Origin of the sequence: Reichenbachiella sp., assembly GCF_039944555.1 — a bacterium.
Taxonomy (GTDB): Bacteria; Bacteroidota; Bacteroidia; order Cytophagales; family Cyclobacteriaceae; genus Reichenbachiella.
In genome coordinates this window covers 167,098-186,013 of the sequence record NZ_JBDUYN010000004.1, presented here as the reverse complement: position 1 = coordinate 186,013, position 18,916 = coordinate 167,098, and the positions used below count along the sequence as shown (strand labels likewise).

Annotated in this window: 14 protein-coding genes; 9 read left to right on the top strand and 5 right to left on the bottom strand. The window is 40.8% G+C overall.

Annotated elements, in window-relative coordinates:
• The first annotated feature begins 120 nt into the window (after positions 1-120).
• Entirely contained in the window at positions 121-3,111 is a 2,991-nt protein-coding gene (locus ABJD64_RS02265; RefSeq protein ID WP_348176979.1) for a tetratricopeptide repeat protein, read from the top strand.
• Between the two features lie 409 nt (positions 3,112-3,520).
• Positions 3,521-4,045 (top strand): hypothetical protein, encoded by a 525-nt coding sequence (locus ABJD64_RS02260; RefSeq protein WP_348176977.1) that lies wholly within the window; start codon positions 3,521-3,523, stop codon positions 4,043-4,045.
• Here the strand turns inward: ABJD64_RS02260 and ABJD64_RS02255 are convergent.
• From ABJD64_RS02255 to ABJD64_RS02245, 3 genes are read right to left on the bottom strand one after another with little or no spacing between them, the layout of a single operon-like run.
• The gene (locus tag ABJD64_RS02255) at positions 4,042-4,788 is read right to left on the bottom strand and encodes a ZIP family metal transporter (RefSeq protein WP_348176975.1); all 747 of its coding nucleotides are present in this window, start codon (positions 4,786-4,788) and stop codon (positions 4,042-4,044) included. The genes ABJD64_RS02260 and ABJD64_RS02255 overlap by 4 nt on opposite strands.
• Before the next feature lies 1 nt (position 4,789).
• Complete coding sequence (locus ABJD64_RS02250) at positions 4,790-5,524, bottom strand: class I SAM-dependent methyltransferase (RefSeq protein WP_348176974.1); 735 nt, start codon at positions 5,522-5,524, stop codon at positions 4,790-4,792.
• Between the two features lie 54 nt (positions 5,525-5,578).
• A complete protein-coding gene (locus ABJD64_RS02245; RefSeq protein ID WP_348176972.1) occupies positions 5,579-6,595 on the bottom strand; it encodes an FAD:protein FMN transferase in 1,017 nt (338 codons plus the stop codon).
• Between the two features lie 116 nt (positions 6,596-6,711).
• Between ABJD64_RS02245 and ruvB the strand changes: the two genes are divergently transcribed.
• The 3 genes from ruvB (at position 6,712) to ABJD64_RS02230 (ending at position 10,798) form a co-directional block, all read left to right on the top strand.
• A complete protein-coding gene (gene ruvB / locus ABJD64_RS02240) occupies positions 6,712-7,740 on the top strand; it encodes a Holliday junction branch migration DNA helicase RuvB (protein ID WP_348176971.1) in 1,029 nt (342 codons plus the stop codon).
• A 3-nt stretch (positions 7,741-7,743) separates the two neighbouring features.
• Positions 7,744-8,673 (top strand): tRNA epoxyqueuosine(34) reductase QueG, encoded by a 930-nt coding sequence (gene queG / locus ABJD64_RS02235; protein WP_348176969.1) that lies wholly within the window; start codon positions 7,744-7,746, stop codon positions 8,671-8,673.
• A gap of 82 nt (positions 8,674-8,755) precedes the next feature.
• Positions 8,756-10,798, top strand: a complete 2,043-nt coding sequence (locus ABJD64_RS02230; RefSeq protein ID WP_348176967.1) for a M3 family metallopeptidase — start codon at positions 8,756-8,758, stop codon at positions 10,796-10,798.
• A gap of 39 nt (positions 10,799-10,837) precedes the next feature.
• Here the strand turns inward: ABJD64_RS02230 and ABJD64_RS02225 are convergent, their stop codons facing one another.
• A complete protein-coding gene (locus ABJD64_RS02225; protein ID WP_348176965.1) occupies positions 10,838-11,248 on the bottom strand; it encodes a hypothetical protein in 411 nt (136 codons plus the stop codon).
• A gap of 305 nt (positions 11,249-11,553) precedes the next feature.
• On the opposite strand from ABJD64_RS02225, the gene ABJD64_RS02220 reads away from it, so the two are divergent.
• Positions 11,554-12,960, top strand: a complete 1,407-nt coding sequence (locus ABJD64_RS02220; protein ID WP_348176963.1) for an MATE family efflux transporter — start codon at positions 11,554-11,556, stop codon at positions 12,958-12,960.
• A 68-nt stretch (positions 12,961-13,028) separates the two neighbouring features.
• Here ABJD64_RS02220 and acs read toward each other — a convergent pair whose 3' ends face one another.
• Positions 13,029-14,924 (bottom strand): acetate--CoA ligase, encoded by a 1,896-nt coding sequence (acs, locus tag ABJD64_RS02215; RefSeq protein WP_348176961.1) that lies wholly within the window; start codon positions 14,922-14,924, stop codon positions 13,029-13,031.
• A 227-nt stretch (positions 14,925-15,151) separates the two neighbouring features.
• Between acs and ABJD64_RS02210 the strand changes: the two genes are divergently transcribed.
• The 3 genes from ABJD64_RS02210 (at position 15,152) to ABJD64_RS02200 (ending at position 18,911) form a co-directional block, all read left to right on the top strand.
• Positions 15,152-16,321 carry an AIR synthase related protein gene (locus ABJD64_RS02210; protein WP_348176959.1) on the top strand — a complete coding sequence of 390 codons (1,170 nt, stop codon included), beginning with the start codon at positions 15,152-15,154 and terminating at the stop codon, positions 16,319-16,321.
• 251 nt (positions 16,322-16,572) lie between these two features.
• On the top strand, positions 16,573-16,980 hold the full coding sequence (locus ABJD64_RS02205) for a hypothetical protein (protein ID WP_348176957.1): 408 nt from the start codon (positions 16,573-16,575) through the stop codon (positions 16,978-16,980).
• 26 nt (positions 16,981-17,006) lie between these two features.
• The gene (locus tag ABJD64_RS02200; RefSeq protein ID WP_348176955.1) at positions 17,007-18,911 is read left to right on the top strand and encodes a tetratricopeptide repeat-containing sensor histidine kinase; all 1,905 of its coding nucleotides are present in this window, start codon (positions 17,007-17,009) and stop codon (positions 18,909-18,911) included.
• The last annotated feature ends 5 nt before the right edge of the window (positions 18,912-18,916 follow it).

Genomic DNA, 18,916 nt, shown 5'->3' with positions numbered 1-18,916 from the left:
GATGAGTGTATAAGATGGAGTGTCTATTGTATTAAATTGTACTTAATGCAAAATAAGTTGTATTATTTGTATAAATTAGATTAGCTATTTATCCAAACAGGATTCTCAAATTTGGTCAACTTGTTTTCAACGAACACCTTGTTGCGACTTACATTATTGATAGCGTTTTTCACTCTTACCGGGTGTTCCTGGTGTTATTCTCAATCCAAGGTACTTCCTGACACCATACAGTCAAAAATTGCCACCGCTAATGAAGAAGATGATATCAAGAACTTGATCAAGGATGCGATTTACTTCGTTTACAACTACCCGGAAACAGCTTACGCGCTTTCGAAAAGAATTATTGAAATTTCCGATGCTTACGGATTTAAAACACATGAATCCAAATCGCACGATATCATTGGCGTCTATTTTCAAAATAGAGGTGCATACGACTCGGCTCGGCATCACTATTTGGCAAGCCTAAACATTAGAAAGGAACTTGGTGTATTAAAACTGGTATCTCAGTCTTATAATAATCTTGGGGTACTTTTTAGAAGACAGGCTCAATATGACAGCTCCTTATTTTATTATCAATCAGCGTTAACAATTGCACGAGAAATCAATGATAGTCTTCTCCAGGGAAATTATTATAACAATATTGGCCTCACGTGGTACAACAAGGCACAATATGATAGCAGTATAGCCAATCACCTAAAGAGCCTGACATTTAGAAAAGGATTGAATGACACGAAAGGTATCTCAGGTTCTTTGAACAATCTAGGCATTGTTTATGAGCAACTTGGAGACTACAAACAGGCATTGGCCTATCTAAATGAAAGCCTTGAAATAAAGAAAACACTTGGAAATAAGAGGATTCTCGCTAGCGCCTACCTGAATTTGGGAAATACCTACTACAGATTGAAGCTGTTGGATTCTGCTGATACCCATTTCCATCTGGCCTTGAGCCAGTACGTCGAACTGGGAGATCAAAAAAATATAGGTGCTATCTATCATGATCTGTCTGTATTATATCTAAACAAAAAAGAACATAAACAGGCAAGCTCCTATTCTCAACAAGCACTAACCATACGCAGAGACCTTGAAAACAAGGAAGACCTGATTGTTTCATTGGTACAACAAGCACGCATATCTAATAGCCTGGCCATATGGAAAGATGCCCTTTCCTATGCCAGAGAAGCTTACCAAATGGCTCGGTCAATAAGATCGAAAGAATCTATGGAATTGACAACGATAGCACTCTCCGAAATTTTTGAATCAAATGGTCAAGCGGACTCTGCTCTTTATTATTACAAAATAAGTCAGGCCTTTCAGGACAGTATATTTAGCGTTCAAAAGGTTCAGCACATCGCAGAATTGAAAGAAAAATATGAGTCGCTGGAAAAAGATAAACGCATCTCAGAACTCGACAATGAAAACAAGCTAAAAGAAGTGCTTCTCGAAAGTCAATCCAGACAAAGAAGTTTGTACTTGGCAGGGGTGGTCTTACTCCTGCTAATTTTATTCTTCATTATCTATACCTATAAACTCAAAATCAGATCTAAAGAGTTGATCTCAAAAGAATTAAGAGAAACTCAAAAAATAAGATCCAAATTTTTCGCAAATGTTACTCACGAGTTTCGCACACCTCTTACCCTGATTATAGGTCCATTGTCAGATCTGATCTCCAGACTTAAAGGGAATGACAAAAAAGTGCTGTCACTCGCAAAACACAATGCACTCAAATTGCAGCGGCTGATAGATCAGCTTCTTAGTCTTTCTAAACTTGAAGTAGGTAAATTATCATTACAAACCGAGGAGTCCGTTTTGGCCCACTTTATTCAACCAATCGTGATGTCATTCACTTCGATGGCAGAAAACAAAAACATAAATTATGAATACCAGCTAGATGGCCTGGACGTGAACTGTGAAGCAGACCCCGAAAAAATTGAAATCGTTTTGTACAACTTAATTTCCAATGCTTTCAAATTCACTCCTTCCGGCGGGCGTATTCTGGTTGAAATTCATTTTGATAAACAAAACTCTCACCTTTCAATAAAGGTGCAGGACAGCGGTGTTGGAATAAAGGAAAAGGACCAAGAAAGAGTTTTTGAGAGGTTTTTTCAATCCGAAAATGTAAAATCCGACAATCAATTGGGGACCGGAATTGGTCTATCGCTCACAAGTGAATTGACGAATCTGATGAACGGAACTATTGGGCTGGAAAGTCAATTTGGCTCAGGCAGCACGTTTAAAGTAAGATTGCCTTTACAAATAGTACGCTCTTCTAATATTCAAGATTCACTGTCAGCTGCTCCCACCATAAACCTTACGTCCAACGAAGAGGCCTTTGAACTTGAACCAGAACTCCTGGTAGAAAGACCTGTCTTACTGATCGTGGAGGATCATCACGAACTAAGAAACTATATCAAATATTCCTTGGGAAACATTTATGACTATTTGGAAGCGGATAATGGCAGTAGTGGATTTAGCCTTGCTAAAGAGCACATGCCTGATTTGATCATCAGTGATCTGATGATGCCTGAAATGAACGGTTTCGAATTATGCAAAAGAATTAAGGGAGATGAGATCACAAATCATATTCCTTTCATCATGCTTACCGCCAGGGTAGAGCGGGAAGATAAAATAGAAGGGTTGGAAGCTGGCGCAATAGACTATTTGATGAAACCGTTTGACTCCCTGGAACTTAAGTTCAAAGTACAAAATGTCCTTCAAAAGCTAAAAAATGTACACCAATACCTGAAACATCAGCTGGTGAGCGAACCATCAATCGACGGCGTCTTCTCGAGTGATGATATGTTCATGTCAAAAATGAATAATTATATTTCTGACAACCTTAAGAATGAAGAATTCTCGGTAGAACAGCTGGCGGCAGAAATGAATTTGAGTCGTGTACAATTGTATCGTAAGGTCAAATCCATTACTGGTTTATCCGTTTCTGAAATGATTCGGATATTTAGGTTAAAACTGGCCTGGTCAATCTTGAACAAGCAGGCGGCCACAGTTTCAGAAGTGGCGTACACGGTTGGGTTTCAAAATCTATCCTATTTCTCAAAAAGTTTCAAAAGTCACTTTGGCATTCTGCCCAATGAACTGCTCAAAAGCGGTTAAAAAATGACATGTTACCTGAGTGCTAAAGGTTGAAACCTGTGTGTTATTGGTTTGAAATTTAAGGGGATACCTTCACTAAAAAACTACACCTATGAAACCTATTTATTCACCACTGCTCATTCTGTTTGTGCTATTTTTATTGGTTAGTTGTACCGAGGACGAAGAAAATGAATGCTTCGAGTGCTCATACGAGAAAAGAAGAACCTCCTGTTCAAGTTCTTCTTTTGGAAGTTGGGAATCTTTAACCTCCGAATCCGTTTTCACTGAGGATATTAAAGAAGGCCTCTCGAAGCAAGGGTATTGTGACCTGGTCTATCCTTCAAGCGACTTGGCATGCTCTGGGGACTGTTGTATAAGTTTTCAGTTTCGAAACGTAACCGTAGAATCTTGCAACTAAATAATTAAAACCATGAAGAAGTTATTATACACTTTACTACTGATCTTTTCAACTTTAACGGTTCACTCTCAAATAAGCCTCGAAGCGTATGCGACAGTAGGCTACTCTGCTATGGACGTAGAAAAATGGTTTGAACAGTCCCTTGAAGACTGGGGACAAGTGGCCTATGGTGGATACGTTCAAGGCATTTATGATCTCAATGATGACCTTGCTGTAGGTGCCGAGGTGGGCTATCTTGAATACTTCTGGCTCACACGCCAAAGTCCTTTTAGTTCTGGCGTTCAAGAACTTCACTTTTCTGCTACACGTGTCATGCTCCTGGCAAGATACAAATTTGGAGAATATGGTTTTTTGGAAGGGGGATTGGGAAACAATTCATTTGATGAATTTTCAGTGTTTACCGCAGCAATCGGTGTTGGCTACAAAATTCCTGTTTCTGATCAACTGTTCATCCCGCTTAAATTTCGAACTGATTTCCTAACGGGCGAAGGCATTACACCTATCACTCTTTCTTTTGGGGTTTCTTACCTCTTTTAACTAAAAAAGGATTCAGACAAAATAGCCAATCCTGCTCCAAGTAAACTAATGATCAATTTTTTGGAGTTCCACTGGTGTTCAGGACTCGATTCGATGAAGATGGTTGTGGAAATATGCAAGAAATTGCCAGCCACAAACGCAAATAGCATGACCATGCCTTCTTCGCTGATAAGGCCCGCCGGCTCCAACCAATGTCCGGCAAGAACGCCAAAAGGGGACGCCAACGCGAAGATGAGCAACAAGATCATCTGCCTTTTTTTCTGGTTATAGTGGCATGAGAGTACCGTCATCAGCGCTAATGCAGCAGGAATCTTATGCAATACTACTCCTGTAAGTAATGTGCCTTGACTGTGTGCACCATGAATGACATCCGGATGAGCCAATATGGTACCTTCCAAAAATGCATGAATACATAGCGCCACCATCAAAGAAAAGCCCGACCAGGCCGAATGTTCATTACCATGTTTGTGAACATGCATATGCCCATGTTCTACTCCACTGGTGAAGTACTCCAGAATCTGCTGAAAGAAAAACCCAATAAGAATGAATATACCAATATAAAACTGGTCTTTGTGGGTTTCAAAAAGCTCCGGAAGAATATGTACTATGGTAATCGAAAACAAAAAAGATCCTGCAAAAACCAATATGCTTTTGACCTGTGACTCTTTTGTCTTTGTCACCTTCAACGCATACAATCCACCTATCATGGCAGAAAGAAACAAAATGATGGAATTGATTATCATGCTATTTTTCTAAAACAAAAATAAGTCGTTGAGATTCTTCTTTTCGATATTCGGAAAGTTCATAGTCGCCAAATATATCTATTACCTTCAAATTGATTTTATCAAAGTACGCTAAAAAATCTGTTCTTCTGATAGCCTTAACTTTTTCTTGAAATTCGTAGTGTTGACCGTGATCATCGACTGCGATATTCTTTAAAAGAAATTCATCTTCCGTATATTTCCTTTCAATTCGAAAGTGAATATTTTCGATGGTTTTGTCCTCTTCATGAACGAGATTATTCACTACCACATATGGGTTTAAAAAATCCAATAAAAATTTTCCTTTTGGCTTAAGGGATTTGATGGTAGCATCTATCACATTCAAATTTTCTTCCTTGGAATCGAAGTAACCAAAACTGGTAAATAGATTGAAGACGTAATCAAACACCCCGTCTGCATAAACGTGCCGCATGTCGTGAACGGCAAAGTGTAATGATGCGTTCTGTTTGGTGCTAGCAAATTTTATATTCTCTTCCGACAGATCTACGCCCGTTACGTCAAAGCCTTTCTTATTTAGGTAAATTGAGTGCCTGCCTTTTCCGCAAGCTAAATCCAGAATCTTAGCGTTAGGCACGATCTTAAAATAGTTGATCAAGTGATCCAAAAATTTGGCCGCCTCCTCATAATCTCTGTGTTTGTACAAAATGTGGTAGTAGATGGTATTGAACCATTCATCGAACCATTGTTTTTTTGACATGCAAATGCAATTACTTATACATAAATGCTAAAATAAGGGATAATGTGATGGCAACTAGAGAACCTCAATCTGAGATTCGATACCTGCCGTAGTATATGACTTCAACGTGCCGTCTTCACCCGAATAGATAAAAAAAGCGTCTACGCCATTCAACCTTTCAATCATGCGGATAGATTTTTCCAATCCCATGACCATACATGCGGTAGCATATCCATCAGCCAGAGTACAATTGGGGGCAAATATGGAGGCACTTAATAACGAATGTGAAATCGGGTAGCCGGTAAAAGGGCTAATGGTATGCGCGATAATTCTACCATTTTCCTTATAATAATTTCTGTAATTACCGGAGGTCGCGAGTGATCTGTTTTTTACAAACACGGTAGCGAAAGGATTGCCTCCAACTTGGTTCATATTCGGTTCTTCTATTCCAATCTTCCAAACATTGTTGTTGATATTTTGGCCTTGACACCTTACCTCTCCGCCAATTTCAATCATATAATTGGATATGTCATTGCCATGCAAAAAATGAGCAATGACATCCAACGCATAACCTTTAGCTGAGGCACTAAAATCTAAATATGTATTTGCTGGTTTGATCGCTGAAGTTTTGTCAAATACAACTCGCTCAAAACCAACAATTTGTAGCAGCGAGTCAACGAACGCACTATCTAAAACAGATTTCTTTTTTGGGCCGAATCCCCAGGCATTTACCAATGGCCCAATGGTTGGATCATAGGCTCCTTCACTATTTTCGAACATCTCCTGGCTCATTTCGAGTACAGGGTAGAAGAGATTCTTTTCAAAGATGATGGTATCCTCCTGATTGAATTTGGAAATTTCCGAATCAGGGATGTATGTGGACAGAGATTGGTTGAAAGCCACCAGAATCGAATCTATTTCAGATTGGTAAATTTCCTCCTCACCGGCCAGGTACTTAATAGAATAGGGAATTGTCCCCATGGTTGTTCCCTTAAGATGTTGAAGCACTTGAGTTTCAATAGGATTGATTTGTCGATAAACAATCAAAATTCCAACTGCAAGAACGACCAGTAATATTCTTCTTTTCTGCATGGTTTCTTTTTTTCCGGAGGCAAAGAAAGATTATTTATATCAAACGATCCATTTTGAACCATCATTTCAGTCAGAATGCGCCGAATACCTTATTTTAGTAAAAATTTTTGAGTACGATGAGGGAAGATTATTTGAACGCGGATGATGAGGGGATGAACTCCGAAGAAGTAGAGTTTGAAAAAGCCCTACGACCGCTATCTTTCAATGATTTTACCGGTCAGCATAAGGTAGTTGAAAACATCAAAGTCTTCGTACAGGCGGCCAAACAAAGATCAGAGCCCTTAGACCATGTTTTACTTCATGGCCCTCCTGGGCTGGGCAAAACCACGCTTTCCCATATTATTTCCAATGAATTAGAATCCAACATTAAAGTGACGTCAGGCCCGGTTCTAGACAAACCTGGTGATCTGGCCGGTCTGCTGACCAACCTGGAACCCAATGACGTCCTCTTTATCGACGAAATACATAGACTCAATGCTGTAGTTGAAGAGTATCTCTACTCAGCTATGGAAGATTACAAAATAGACATCATGCTGGATTCAGGACCCAATGCCCGATCAGTACAAATTGGCCTCAATCCATTTACCCTCATCGGTGCAACGACAAGGTCAGGCCTGCTGACTTCACCGCTTCGAGCGCGGTTTGGTATCAATGCCAGGCTGGAATATTATGATTCCAAATTACTCTCTACGATTGTAAAAAGATCCTCTGGTATTTTGAACATGCAAATTGAAGAGAATGCAGCAACGGAATTGGCCAGAAGAAGTAGAGGTACACCAAGGATAGCGAATAATCTGTTGCGTAGGACTCGTGACTTTGCACAGATCAAAGGCGATGGAACAATCACCAAAGACATCACCCAATTCTCCCTAGAAGCCTTAGATGTGGATGCCAATGGACTCGATGAAATGGACAACCGTATCTTGTCGACCATTATTAACAAATTCAAGGGAGGGCCTGTTGGCATTTCTACAATAGCAACAGCCTGTGGCGAAGAAGCGGATACCATCGAAGAAGTCTATGAACCCTTTCTGATTCAGGAAGGCTTTCTGAAGCGTACAAGCAGAGGCCGACAAGCTACTGAGTTGGCTTACAAGCATCTGAAAATCGTACCACCGTCAAGAACCGGAACTTTGTTTGAATAACTGGTGGAGCATTCCAAACTCACACAACTCATTAAAAAAAAATCTGCAGAAGAGGGCTTTCAATTCTGCGGTATTGCCAAAGCAGAATATTTAGAGGAGGAAGCTCCGCGTCTGGAAAAATGGCTGAATCAAGGCATGCACGGGGAGATGACTTATATGGCTAATCACTTCGATAAACGCTTGGACCCTACTAAGTTGGTAGATGGCGCGAAATCCGTCATTTCGCTTCTCTATAACTATTATCCTAAGGAAGATGTCAATAAAGGCAATGAGGTAAAAATCGCGAAGTATGCCTTTGGCAAGGACTATCACTACATTATTAAGCCCAAGCTCAAAACAATCTTACAGAACATTACAGCAGAAATTGGGGAGGTGAATGCCAGAGTATTTGTAGACTCTGCACCTGTGCACGAACGAGCCTGGGCGGCTAAGGCTGGGTTAGGCTGGGTTGGTAAAAACTCATTGCTAATCAACCGCTCAATGGGATCGTTTTTCTTTTTGGCTGAAATTATCCTCGACGTTGAGCTCGACTATGATGGACCGATTAAAGACTACTGCGGTACTTGCACCAGCTGCATGGATGCCTGTCCTACCGATGCCATTCCGGCTCCTTATGTGGTGGATGGAAGTAAATGTATTTCTTACCTCACTATAGAGTTGAAAAATGAAATTCCCACCTCATTCAAAGGTCAGATGGAAGGCTGGGCATTTGGTTGTGATATTTGTCAGGATGTATGCCCATGGAATAGATTTTCGAAGCCCCATCAAGTGCCCGATTTTACTCCTCATGAAAGACTGGGAGAAATGAAATCTTCGGATTGGGAAGAAATGACCGAAGAGCTATTCAGAGAAATTTTCAAAGGATCGGCAGTAAAAAGAACTAAGTACTCCGGTTTAAAAAGAAATCTTGAGTTTCTTCGAAAAAGTGAATAAAGATCAAACATCTATTTGATCTTTATCGTACCAGTTTTGATTCTATATTCATATATTTTTGCCGACGCTTAATTGAAATTCTATGGCCGATAACAATCCACTATTACAATCCTTTGACACTCCTTTTGGCGTTCCCCCATTTTCGCAAATCCTGTTAGAACATTATAAGCCTGGAATAGAGAAGCTAATTGAAAAATCTCGCAGCGAGATCAAGGCTATTGCCGAGGCAGAGGATACGCCAGATTTTGAAAACACAATAGTTGCACTAGAAAGAGGCGGCAGAGATTTAGATCAGGCAGCAGAAATATTCTTTAATCTCAATTCTGCCGAAACCTCAGATAAGATGCAAGCCCTGGCCAACGAGCTTTCTCCATTGCTCACAGAATTTGGAAATGAAATCATGCAAAATGCCAAATTGTTTGAAAGGGTAAAGATTGTTTATGATAGCAAATCCACTTTGAACCTGGACCAAGAAGATCAAATGCTCCTGAGAAAGACTTATTTAGGTTTCGTCAGGAGTGGAGCTAATCTCAATGAAGCGGACAAAAAGAAATACAGAGAACTATCCAACTCCCTGGCTATGGCCTCGCTTAAATTTGGTGAAAATGTATTGGCCGAAACCAATAGCTACGAGCTTATACTGGAAAATGAGGCGGACTTAGCTGGATTACCGGAAGGAGCTATTGATGCCGCTGCACTTGCAGCAGAAGAAAAGGGTCATAAGGGTATGTGGCTCTTTACCTTACAGGCTCCTAGTTTTCTCCCTTTTATGGAATATGCAGAAAATCGTGGCCTCAGAGAAAAAATGTATAGGGCGTACATGTCTAAGGCATTTAAAGGAGATGATTTAGACAATCAGCAAATCGTAAAAGAAATAATTAAACTTAGATACGAAATAGCCGAATTGCTAGGGTACAATACCTACGCAGACTATGTACTCGAAGAACGAATGGCTGAAAAGCCAAAAAAGGTACTTGACTTTCTTAATGACCTTTTAGAAAAGGCATTACCAAAGGCTAAAAAAGAGGTAGAAGAGCTCAAAGACTATGTAAAACAGCTTGGCGACGATATAGAGCTGGAGCGATGGGACTGGGCGTTTTATTCTCAAAAACTGAAGAATGAAAAGTATCAGTTGGATGATGAAATGCTACGACCCTATTTTCGAATGGAAAAGGCGGTAGAAGGTATTTTTCAAGTAGCTAAAAAATTGTACGGTCTATCTTTTAAAAAGAATGACGAAATTCCTGTATACCATAAAGATGTGCAGGCCTATGAAGTTGAAGACCAATCAGGCAAACATATTGCGATCTTCTACGCAGACTTCTTCCCGAGACCAGGCAAAAGAGGAGGAGCCTGGATGACCTCATACCGAGGTCAGTGGAAAAACGAAACAGACCAAAGACCGATAGTCTCAATCGTCTGTAATTTTACCCCTCCAACTGAATCTAAACCATCGCTACTTACCTACAACGAAGTTGAAACACTGTTTCACGAATTTGGTCATGCCCTCCATGGAATGCTGGCAAATGGAAAGTATAATTCCTTGAGCGGAACAAGTGTATACTGGGACTTTGTAGAATTACCTTCTCAGATTCTTGAAAATTGGCTCATGGAAAAAGAGTGCCTGGATCTGTTCGCTATGCATTATGAAACCGGCGAGTCTATACCAGAGAACTTAATACAAAAGATTAAAGCCTCATCTAATTATCATGAAGCTTATCAGACCGTACGACAAATCAGTTTTGGTTTGATGGATATCGCCTGGCATTCTTTGACCCACGACGATATTGCTGTCTCTGATGTAGCGGCCTTCGAACAAGAAGCAATGAAAAAAACGGAGTTATTCAACCCTATTCCAGGTGTATGCATGAGTACCCAGTTCAGTCACATTTTTCAGGGTGGATACGCTGCTGGCTACTATAGTTATAAATGGGCTGAGGTATTAGATGCCGATGCATTTTCTGTTTTTAAGGAGCGTGGACTATTCGACAAAGCCACAGCTGATTCCTTTAAAGAGAATATATTATCGAAGGGAGGAAGTGAGCATCCTATGGAATTGTACAAGCGATTCAGAGGTCAGGAACCAACTGTTGATGCACTATTGGAAAGAAGTGGGTTGAGATAAAAAGGTAATTGCAAACTCGTTGAGGGTGGTTTTGTACAGCTATTGTCTGGTGATTGTCATCTGAACAGCGTAGGTCGAGTTAATGTTGGCTTTTTCATCTTGACTGGTCGGGTAAATAAGTTTTTGTAGTTCAATGATGTATTCCTTGTATTCTGTCTGAGGATTATTTGCATCTCCGATTGAGAGATTTTTGTCCGTACCATTTATGTTGATCACTATGGCTAAAGTACCCTGGGTCACACATTCCACATCTTCCGGGCAAAGTGAATCGCTAACCAATTGGGTGAATTTAATATTAACTATGGATGCTGCTACATCAACCGTTTCTCCCTCTGTAATTGAAAATGGCTCACCAAGGCTAACCTCCGTTGGTCCTGCACAGCAATCCAGACCAGGATCATTACAGCCTGCAATAGCCAAGATTAGAAATGCAAAACCTAAAATTTTCATGTAGTCTAATTTGATTTTTACTCGTTACCTAGAATCTCCATGGCATAATCATACACTTAATTTAGTCGATTATTTTACCTGTCGAATTCATCTTATCATTTAAACACATTTTGTCATTAAGTGGTTGTAACAGAACAAAAATAAATTCAAATAGTTGGATTAAACAAAATTAGATTTACCTTAGCACCATCATGAAGTTACAAAAGAAAACCATAGCGTTTATAGCCGCACCGGCTTGCACCTTAGTCTAAGGCCACTTAGACCCCAGCTAATTTTCTTTTAATCAACACTTTACTTCTTTAATAATGACAAGTTTGCTCAAAAACCTTCGAAAAGGTTATAAATATTTTCTTATTGCTCTAAAAGGCGAAGAAACAGAATTCACTACCGGTAGCATCAACAAGGCGATATTTCTATTGTCTGTGCCTATGGTGCTGGAAATGATCATGGAATCTTTATTTGCCGTGGTTGATGTCTTTTTCGTTGCCAAGGTAAGCGTGGATGCCATAGCTACCGTGGGTCTTACTGAATCTGTAGTCATGATTGTGTACTCTATCGCCATTGGTCTGAGTATGGCCGCAACTGCAGTAGTAGCACGACGTATTGGCGAAAAAGACCCTAAACGAGCAGGAAATGCAGCTTTTCAAGCTATATTGATTGCTGCTTCACTATCAGTTGTAATAAGTATTTTCGGTATTATTTTCGCCGAGGACATCCTGCGAATCATGGGTGGTTCGGAGCAATTAATTGCTCAAGGAGCTGGTTACACACGAGTTATGTTAGGCGGAAATGCCAGTATCATGCTCCTGTTCCTTATCAATGGTATATATCGAGGTGCAGGAGACGCTTCTATGGCCATGCGCTCACTTTGGATTGCCAATGGGCTCAACATCGTTCTTGATCCTTTATTCATTTTTGGCTTGGGGCCAATTCCTGGCTTTGGAGTCGAAGGCGCAGCGATAGCCACTACTATCGGACGTTCTGTAGGTGTATTTTATCAGCTGCTTGGGCTATTCGGTGGGGAACGGATTATAAAATTGACGATCGAAAATGTGAAAATCAGATGGAATACTGTTCGTAGTATTTTTAACATTGCCGCGGGAGGCATGGGTCAGTTTTTGATCGAGTCTGCTAGCTGGATATTCCTGGTAAGGATTATTTCCGAATTTGGAAGTGCTGCACTGGCAGGTTATACGATTGCTTTTAGAATCATCGTATTCACCATTTTGCCTTCATGGGGAATGGCCAATGCAGCGGCGACACTTGTGGGTCAGAATTTGGGCGCAAAAAAACCAGAAAGGGCGGAAAGCTCAGTGTGGAAAACAGCGCATCTGAATACAGCCTTCTTGTTTGTTGTATCCATCATATTCTTCTGGTTCGCACACGAATTTGTCGGACTATTTTCAGATGAAACTGTGGTGAGAGATTATGGGGCTCTGGCCTTGCGGGTAATTTGTGTAGGCTACATCACGTTTGCTTACGGCATGGTGATCAGCCAAGGTTTCAATGGTGCCGGTGATACCAAAACACCAGTGGTAATGAATATCATATTCTTCTGGTTTATTCAGATTCCTTTGGCCTATGCATTGGCCATTCACTTGGAATATGGATTTCTAGGTGCAATGATTTCGGTAGCAATAGCTTTTGCGCTTCACGCTGCGGCCTGTATCTATTGGTTTAGATTAGGCAAGTGGAAGCTGGTAAAAGTTTAAGAATCATAAAATGAAAAACGCTTCCAAAGTTTTGAACTTTGGAAGCGTTTTTATTTAAGAACGGGCCACTACTGCGCCCCTTTAATAATCTCATCTACCACCTCAGGGTTGAGCAATGTAGAAGTATCTCCCAAACTTGAGGTATCATTTTCTGCCACTTTTCTGAGAATTCTCCGCATGATCTTACCAGATCGCGTTTTGGGTAGGCCAGGCACAATTTGAATCTTGTCAGGCTTAGCAATCGGCCCGATAATCTTGTTCACCGTGGCTTTGATTTCATCCTTAAGGCTCCCTTCTGTTCGTCCTTCGATATCGCAGATCACATAAGCGTAAATACCCTGACCTTTGATGTCATGTGGATAGCCAACAACGGCAGATTCTATCACCAATGGATTCTCATTGATCGCATTTTCTACCTCCGCAGTCCCTAATCTGTGTCCGGATACGTTAATCACATCATCTACTCGACCGAGAATTCTATAGTAACCGTCCTCATCTCTTTTTACTCCGTCTCCTGTGAAATACATGCCCTTGTAGGTAGAGAAATAGGTGTTGATACAGCGTTCGTGGTCACCATAAGTGGTTCGAATCATAGATGGCCAGGGGAAATTGATGCAAAGATTCCCCTGTACTCCGTTGCCCTTCAATTCTTTACCTTCTCCGTCCACAATCACGGGTCGAATGCCCGGTAGAGGTAACGTTGCATAAGCTGGCTTGGTGGGAGTCAATCCGGCCAAAGGTGATATCATAATACCCCCAGTCTCTGTTTGCCACCAAGTATCAACAATAGGACATTTGCCCTTGCCAATATGATCGTGATACCAGTGCCAGGCTTCTTCATTGATCGGTTCGCCTACCGTACCCAATACCTTCAAAGAATCTAGCTTATATGGTGCAATAGGATCAAGACCAAAAGCTTGTAGTGCTCTGATAGCCGTGGGTGCGGTATAAAATTGATTCACCTTATACTTGTCCACCACTTCCCAAAAGCGACCAGCATCCGGATAGGTAGGCACCCCTTCGAACATCACTGAAGTAGCTCCTGCTAAAAGTGGCCCATAGACGATGTAAGAATGCCCCGTGATCCAGCCTACATCTGCTGTGCACCAATAGACATCATCACTGTTGTATTGAAATACGTTTTGAAAGGAATACTGACTGTACACCATGTAACCACCAGTAGTATGGACCACCCCTTTTGGTTTACCCGTTGACCCTGATGTATATAAAATGAAGAGCATGTCTTCACTATCCATTTCTTCAGCCTTGTGTTGTGTATCTACTTTGACTGTCTCCTCATGCCACCAGAGATCTCTCCCAGCTTTCATGGTCACTTCTGTTTTTGTCCGTTTGACAGTAATTACTTTCTCTATTGTCGTACAATTTTCAAGTGCCTCGTCTACCACTGCTTTTACAGGGATTGATTTAGCTCCCCTGAAATTTCCATCTGAAGTCAGTACCATTTTTGCCTGGCAGTCATTGATCCTATCTGCAAGTGCAGAAGAAGAAAACCCGGCAAATACCACAGAATGTACTGCGCCTACTCGTGCACAAGCCAACATGGCAATTGCAGCCTCAGGAATCATTGGCATATAAATAATCACACGGTCTCCTTTTTCAATGCCGTTGTTTTTTAACACATTAGAAAACTGACATACCTTCTCAAAAAGCTGATGATAGGTCAGCGTCACCCCTTCTTCTTTTGGGTCATTTGGTTCCCAAATAATAGCAGGCTTATCGCCAATGGTATAAAGATGTCGCTCTAAAATGTTCTCTGTGATGTTGAGTTTAGCATTTTGAAACCATTCGACGTGGGCCTTTTCAAAATCATACTCAACTACTTTGTCCCATTTCTTCCTCCAATAGAATTGGTTGGCCACCCGCTCCCAAAAAACTTCAGGATTGGCCACACTCTTTTCATAGGCCAGGAAGTATTCACTTAGATTTTCTATTTTATTAAACATGACTACATTGGTTTCAATAATTATGAATTTTCAATTTATATTCTTTTAATTATTTGAAACCAATTTTTAGCTGAATTGCATTATAAATGAGCTTAATGCTAATAACCTGGGTTAAAAATCGTCTTCCACACGGCAAGCTATAGGAACGATAAATCTGTCAATCGAAAAAGAAGTATCCGAGATAAGAGTTTATTAGCTTTGCGCTCGAATCCTAAATACCATTCGTGATGAACGAAAGATACATGCAGCGCGGGGTCTCAGCCTCCAAAGAAGACGTCCACAATGCCATCAAAAACATTGACAAAGGTGTGTTCCCCAATGCCTTCTGCAAGATAGTCCCTGACATGCTAGCTGGAGATGAGGCCTACTGCAACATCATGCACGCTGATGGTGCAGGCACTAAATCTTCATTGGCTTATATGTATTGGAAAGAGACCGGAGATTTGTCCGTGTGGAAGGGAATCGCTCAGGACGCTGTCATCATGAATACCGATGATTTACTATGTGTAGGAGCGGTAGACAATATCTTGCTGTCATCTACCATTGGAAGAAATAAAAATCTGATTCCTGGAGAAGTGCTTACTGCACTCATTGAAGGCACCGAAGAGGTGTTACAGATGCTGCGCGACAACGGTGTAGATATCCGCTCAACAGGAGGAGAAACTGCAGATCTTGGCGACCTCGTCAGAACTGTGGTTGTTGATAGTACAGTCATCGGCAGGATGAAAAGAGCCGATGTCATTACCAATGAAAATATCAAAGGGGGTGACGTAATCGTGGGACTCGCATCCTACGGACAGTCCAACTACGAAAGTGAATACAACGGTGGTATGGGAAGCAATGGACTTACTTCCGCCAGACATGACGTATTTGCCAAAAAATATATGGAGAAATATCCGGAATGTTTCGACCCGTCCGTTCCGGGCGATTTAATCTATTCCGGATCTAAAGATTTACTGGACCCAGTAGAGGGATCACCATTGGATGCTGGTAAGCTCGTGCTTTCACCAACACGTACCTATGCCCCTATCATCAAACAAATGTTGGAAAATTACAGGGATCAAATTCATGGTATGATTCACTGTAGCGGCGGAGCTCAAACTAAGGTTTTGCACTTTGTAAATCATGTACATGTAATTAAGGACAATCTATTTGAAATTCCTCCGCTGTTCAAACTCATCCATCAGGAAAGCGGCACAGACTGGAAAGAAATGTACAAGGTGTTCAACATGGGGCATCGAATGGAACTCTATGTTCCAGAAGCAATCGCTCAGGACTTAATTCAAGTATCGGAATCTTTTGGAGTGGCCGCTCAAATAATCGGCAGAGTGGAATCAGCCGAAAAAACCAAGGCAACCATCGAAACTGAAAACGGGACCTTCGAGTATTTGAAGTAACCAACAATCAATTCAGATGCCTTTTTTATCCAAATCTGGAGAAAAAAGTAAATAATTTAGGCAGGATTTCGTCAAATCGTTAGCCTTCATTATTTTGCACAATTTGTAGGCTTTATTGCATTAAAGAAAGAGTTGACAAGAATCGTGATTTCATCTCAACCAATCTGCTTTGTTTTTCAAGGGCTTTGTTTAATATTAGGGTTCCACCTGTTCTCAATCATTTTTTTTAACTTTAAAAGCAAAGAATAATTATGCCGCAACCAAAGAACATTACGGTTACAGTGACGGTGGATACCGAAACCATTACCCAAGCTAACGTGGACACAACGATCGTGTTGACAGACACTAATCATGATCATGACATAACTCCCGATGACAGCGCCACTTTCGAGATTGTCGCTAACAACGGTGGTCAAGTCACTTTTGAGATCGCTCAAAAAGATGGTAAGACTGGTGTTTCATTTGTTTCATTTGAAGAGGCACCTGCACCTCCAGGAGGAGTGTGCAAGAGTGTAATGAAGCCGCTTCCAAAATCACCCAAGTGGAGATCTACTATAAGTGGAAATCAGAAAGATACTGAGTACTTTACCATCAAAGTGAATGTACCAGGAAAGGGGGATTTCACCTTAGATCCAGAAGTGAAAGTCGAGGGACCTTGATACTTAAAATTAAATATAGAATAACATTGATAGCCTGCATTCTTGCGGGCTATTTTTCTTACAGCGTAAAAGGGCAGGATCAGTCATTGGCTGATAGTCTTATACATGTTGTAGATTCAAGAAATGATCTGTCAGATTCTACTATTTGCGCACTACTGAATAAAATTTCGTTCAACTCAACAAACCCAGATAGGGAAATTTCTTACGCCGAGCAAGCAATTATTTATGCAAAAAGGATTGGCAATGAACGCTTGCTAGCACAAAGCCTTAGAAATGTAGGTAATGGAAAAAGATCAAAAGGTAATTTGGCTAGTGCCATTGATTACTATCTGAGAGCGGGTCTTCATTATTCCAATATTGGGTTGGAATTGGGCGTGGCAGTTGTGTATCTCGACCTAGGCGAGGTATATAGAAAGCAAGATAACTTTGACAACTCGAAGTTATACTACAATAAGAGTATTGATATCCTAAGATCTGAAAACGATTCCATAAGGCTGGGCAGTGTTTTACTTAATACAGGAGAACTTTATCGGATCCATGATTTACTTGATACCGCTATGTTGTATTTTGACGAGGCTGAAAGCATTTTTAGGAAAATTAACTTCACATCAAGAATAGCTTACACCTTAGGAAACAAAGGCTTAGTGTTTGCTAAACAAGGAAAAAATGAACAAGCAGAAAAAAATATAGTTGAAGCTATCCAAGTTTTGGAAGAATTAAGCGATTTCGACCCAATAGCTATATATCAAATTTCACTCGCGGACATCTATGAACAACGAGGCGATCTAAAAAAAGCACTAAACTACGCTCACAGCGCACTAAACATCGGTCAAGAAGAAGGCCTTAAAGAGCAAATCAGAGACGCAAGCCTCAAACTATCAGAACTCTACCAGACCCAAGGCTACTACAGAAAAGCTTACAACTATCAAAGTCAATACATTACCTATCGTGACAGTATCAATAATGATGAGGTCATTCGAAAAATGGCTGACCTACGTACTGAGTACGAGGTATCAAAAAAACAAGCAGAAGTAGATCTCAAGCAAACAGAAGTCGATTTGCTCAACGAACAAGCTCGAAACAATCAGATCGTACTTTGGAGTGTGATCGTGATCTTGGTACTGGTGCTATTTCTTATGTATGCTTTACTTAAGATATATCGGGTGAAAGTGCGTGCCATTCGTATAGTGAAAAAGCGTCGAGAGATTATTACCGCACAGCGAAATCAGCTGGCGGAAGCGAACCAAACTAAAGACAAGTTCTTCTCCATCATTTCTCATGATATCCGTGGGCCTATTAGTAATTTCCATGGGGTGTCACAGCTGATTCAATTGCTTGTAGAAAGTGACGATAAGGAGGCGCTACTCAAACTAGGCCGAATGCTTGACACTTCAACTAGCGAAGTATCCAGCTTATTGGACAATTTATTGGAATGGGCGATGAGCCAACAAGGTCGAATGCCATACAAGCCAGAGAAGATCAAACTGCATCAACTTTGTAATTCCAATTTAGGCATTATGCAAAATTTGGCAGCTGCCAAGCAAATAAAGCTTACCAAGAAGGTAAAAGAAAAAGTCACTATTCAGGCAGATAAAAATAGTGTGTCTACCATTATTCGAAATTTGATTAGCAACGCCATTAAATTTACACCGGAAGGAGGGAAAGTAGAGATAACTCTCTCCTACGAAATAACTATGGCCGTGATTAGCATTCAGGATTCCGGTATCGGCATACCCCAGGAAAAAATGTCACACCTCTTTGATTTCAAAGGTGAGCGGAGTCGCTGGGGTACAGAAGGTGAAAAAGGGGTTGGTCTTGGCCTTACCCTTGTCAATGAATTCGTAGAACTCAACAATGGTAGAGTAGAAGTAGAAAGCCAAGAAGGAAAGGGTACTACCTTCAAAGTTTATTTGCCAATCTTATCTGAGTAACCATT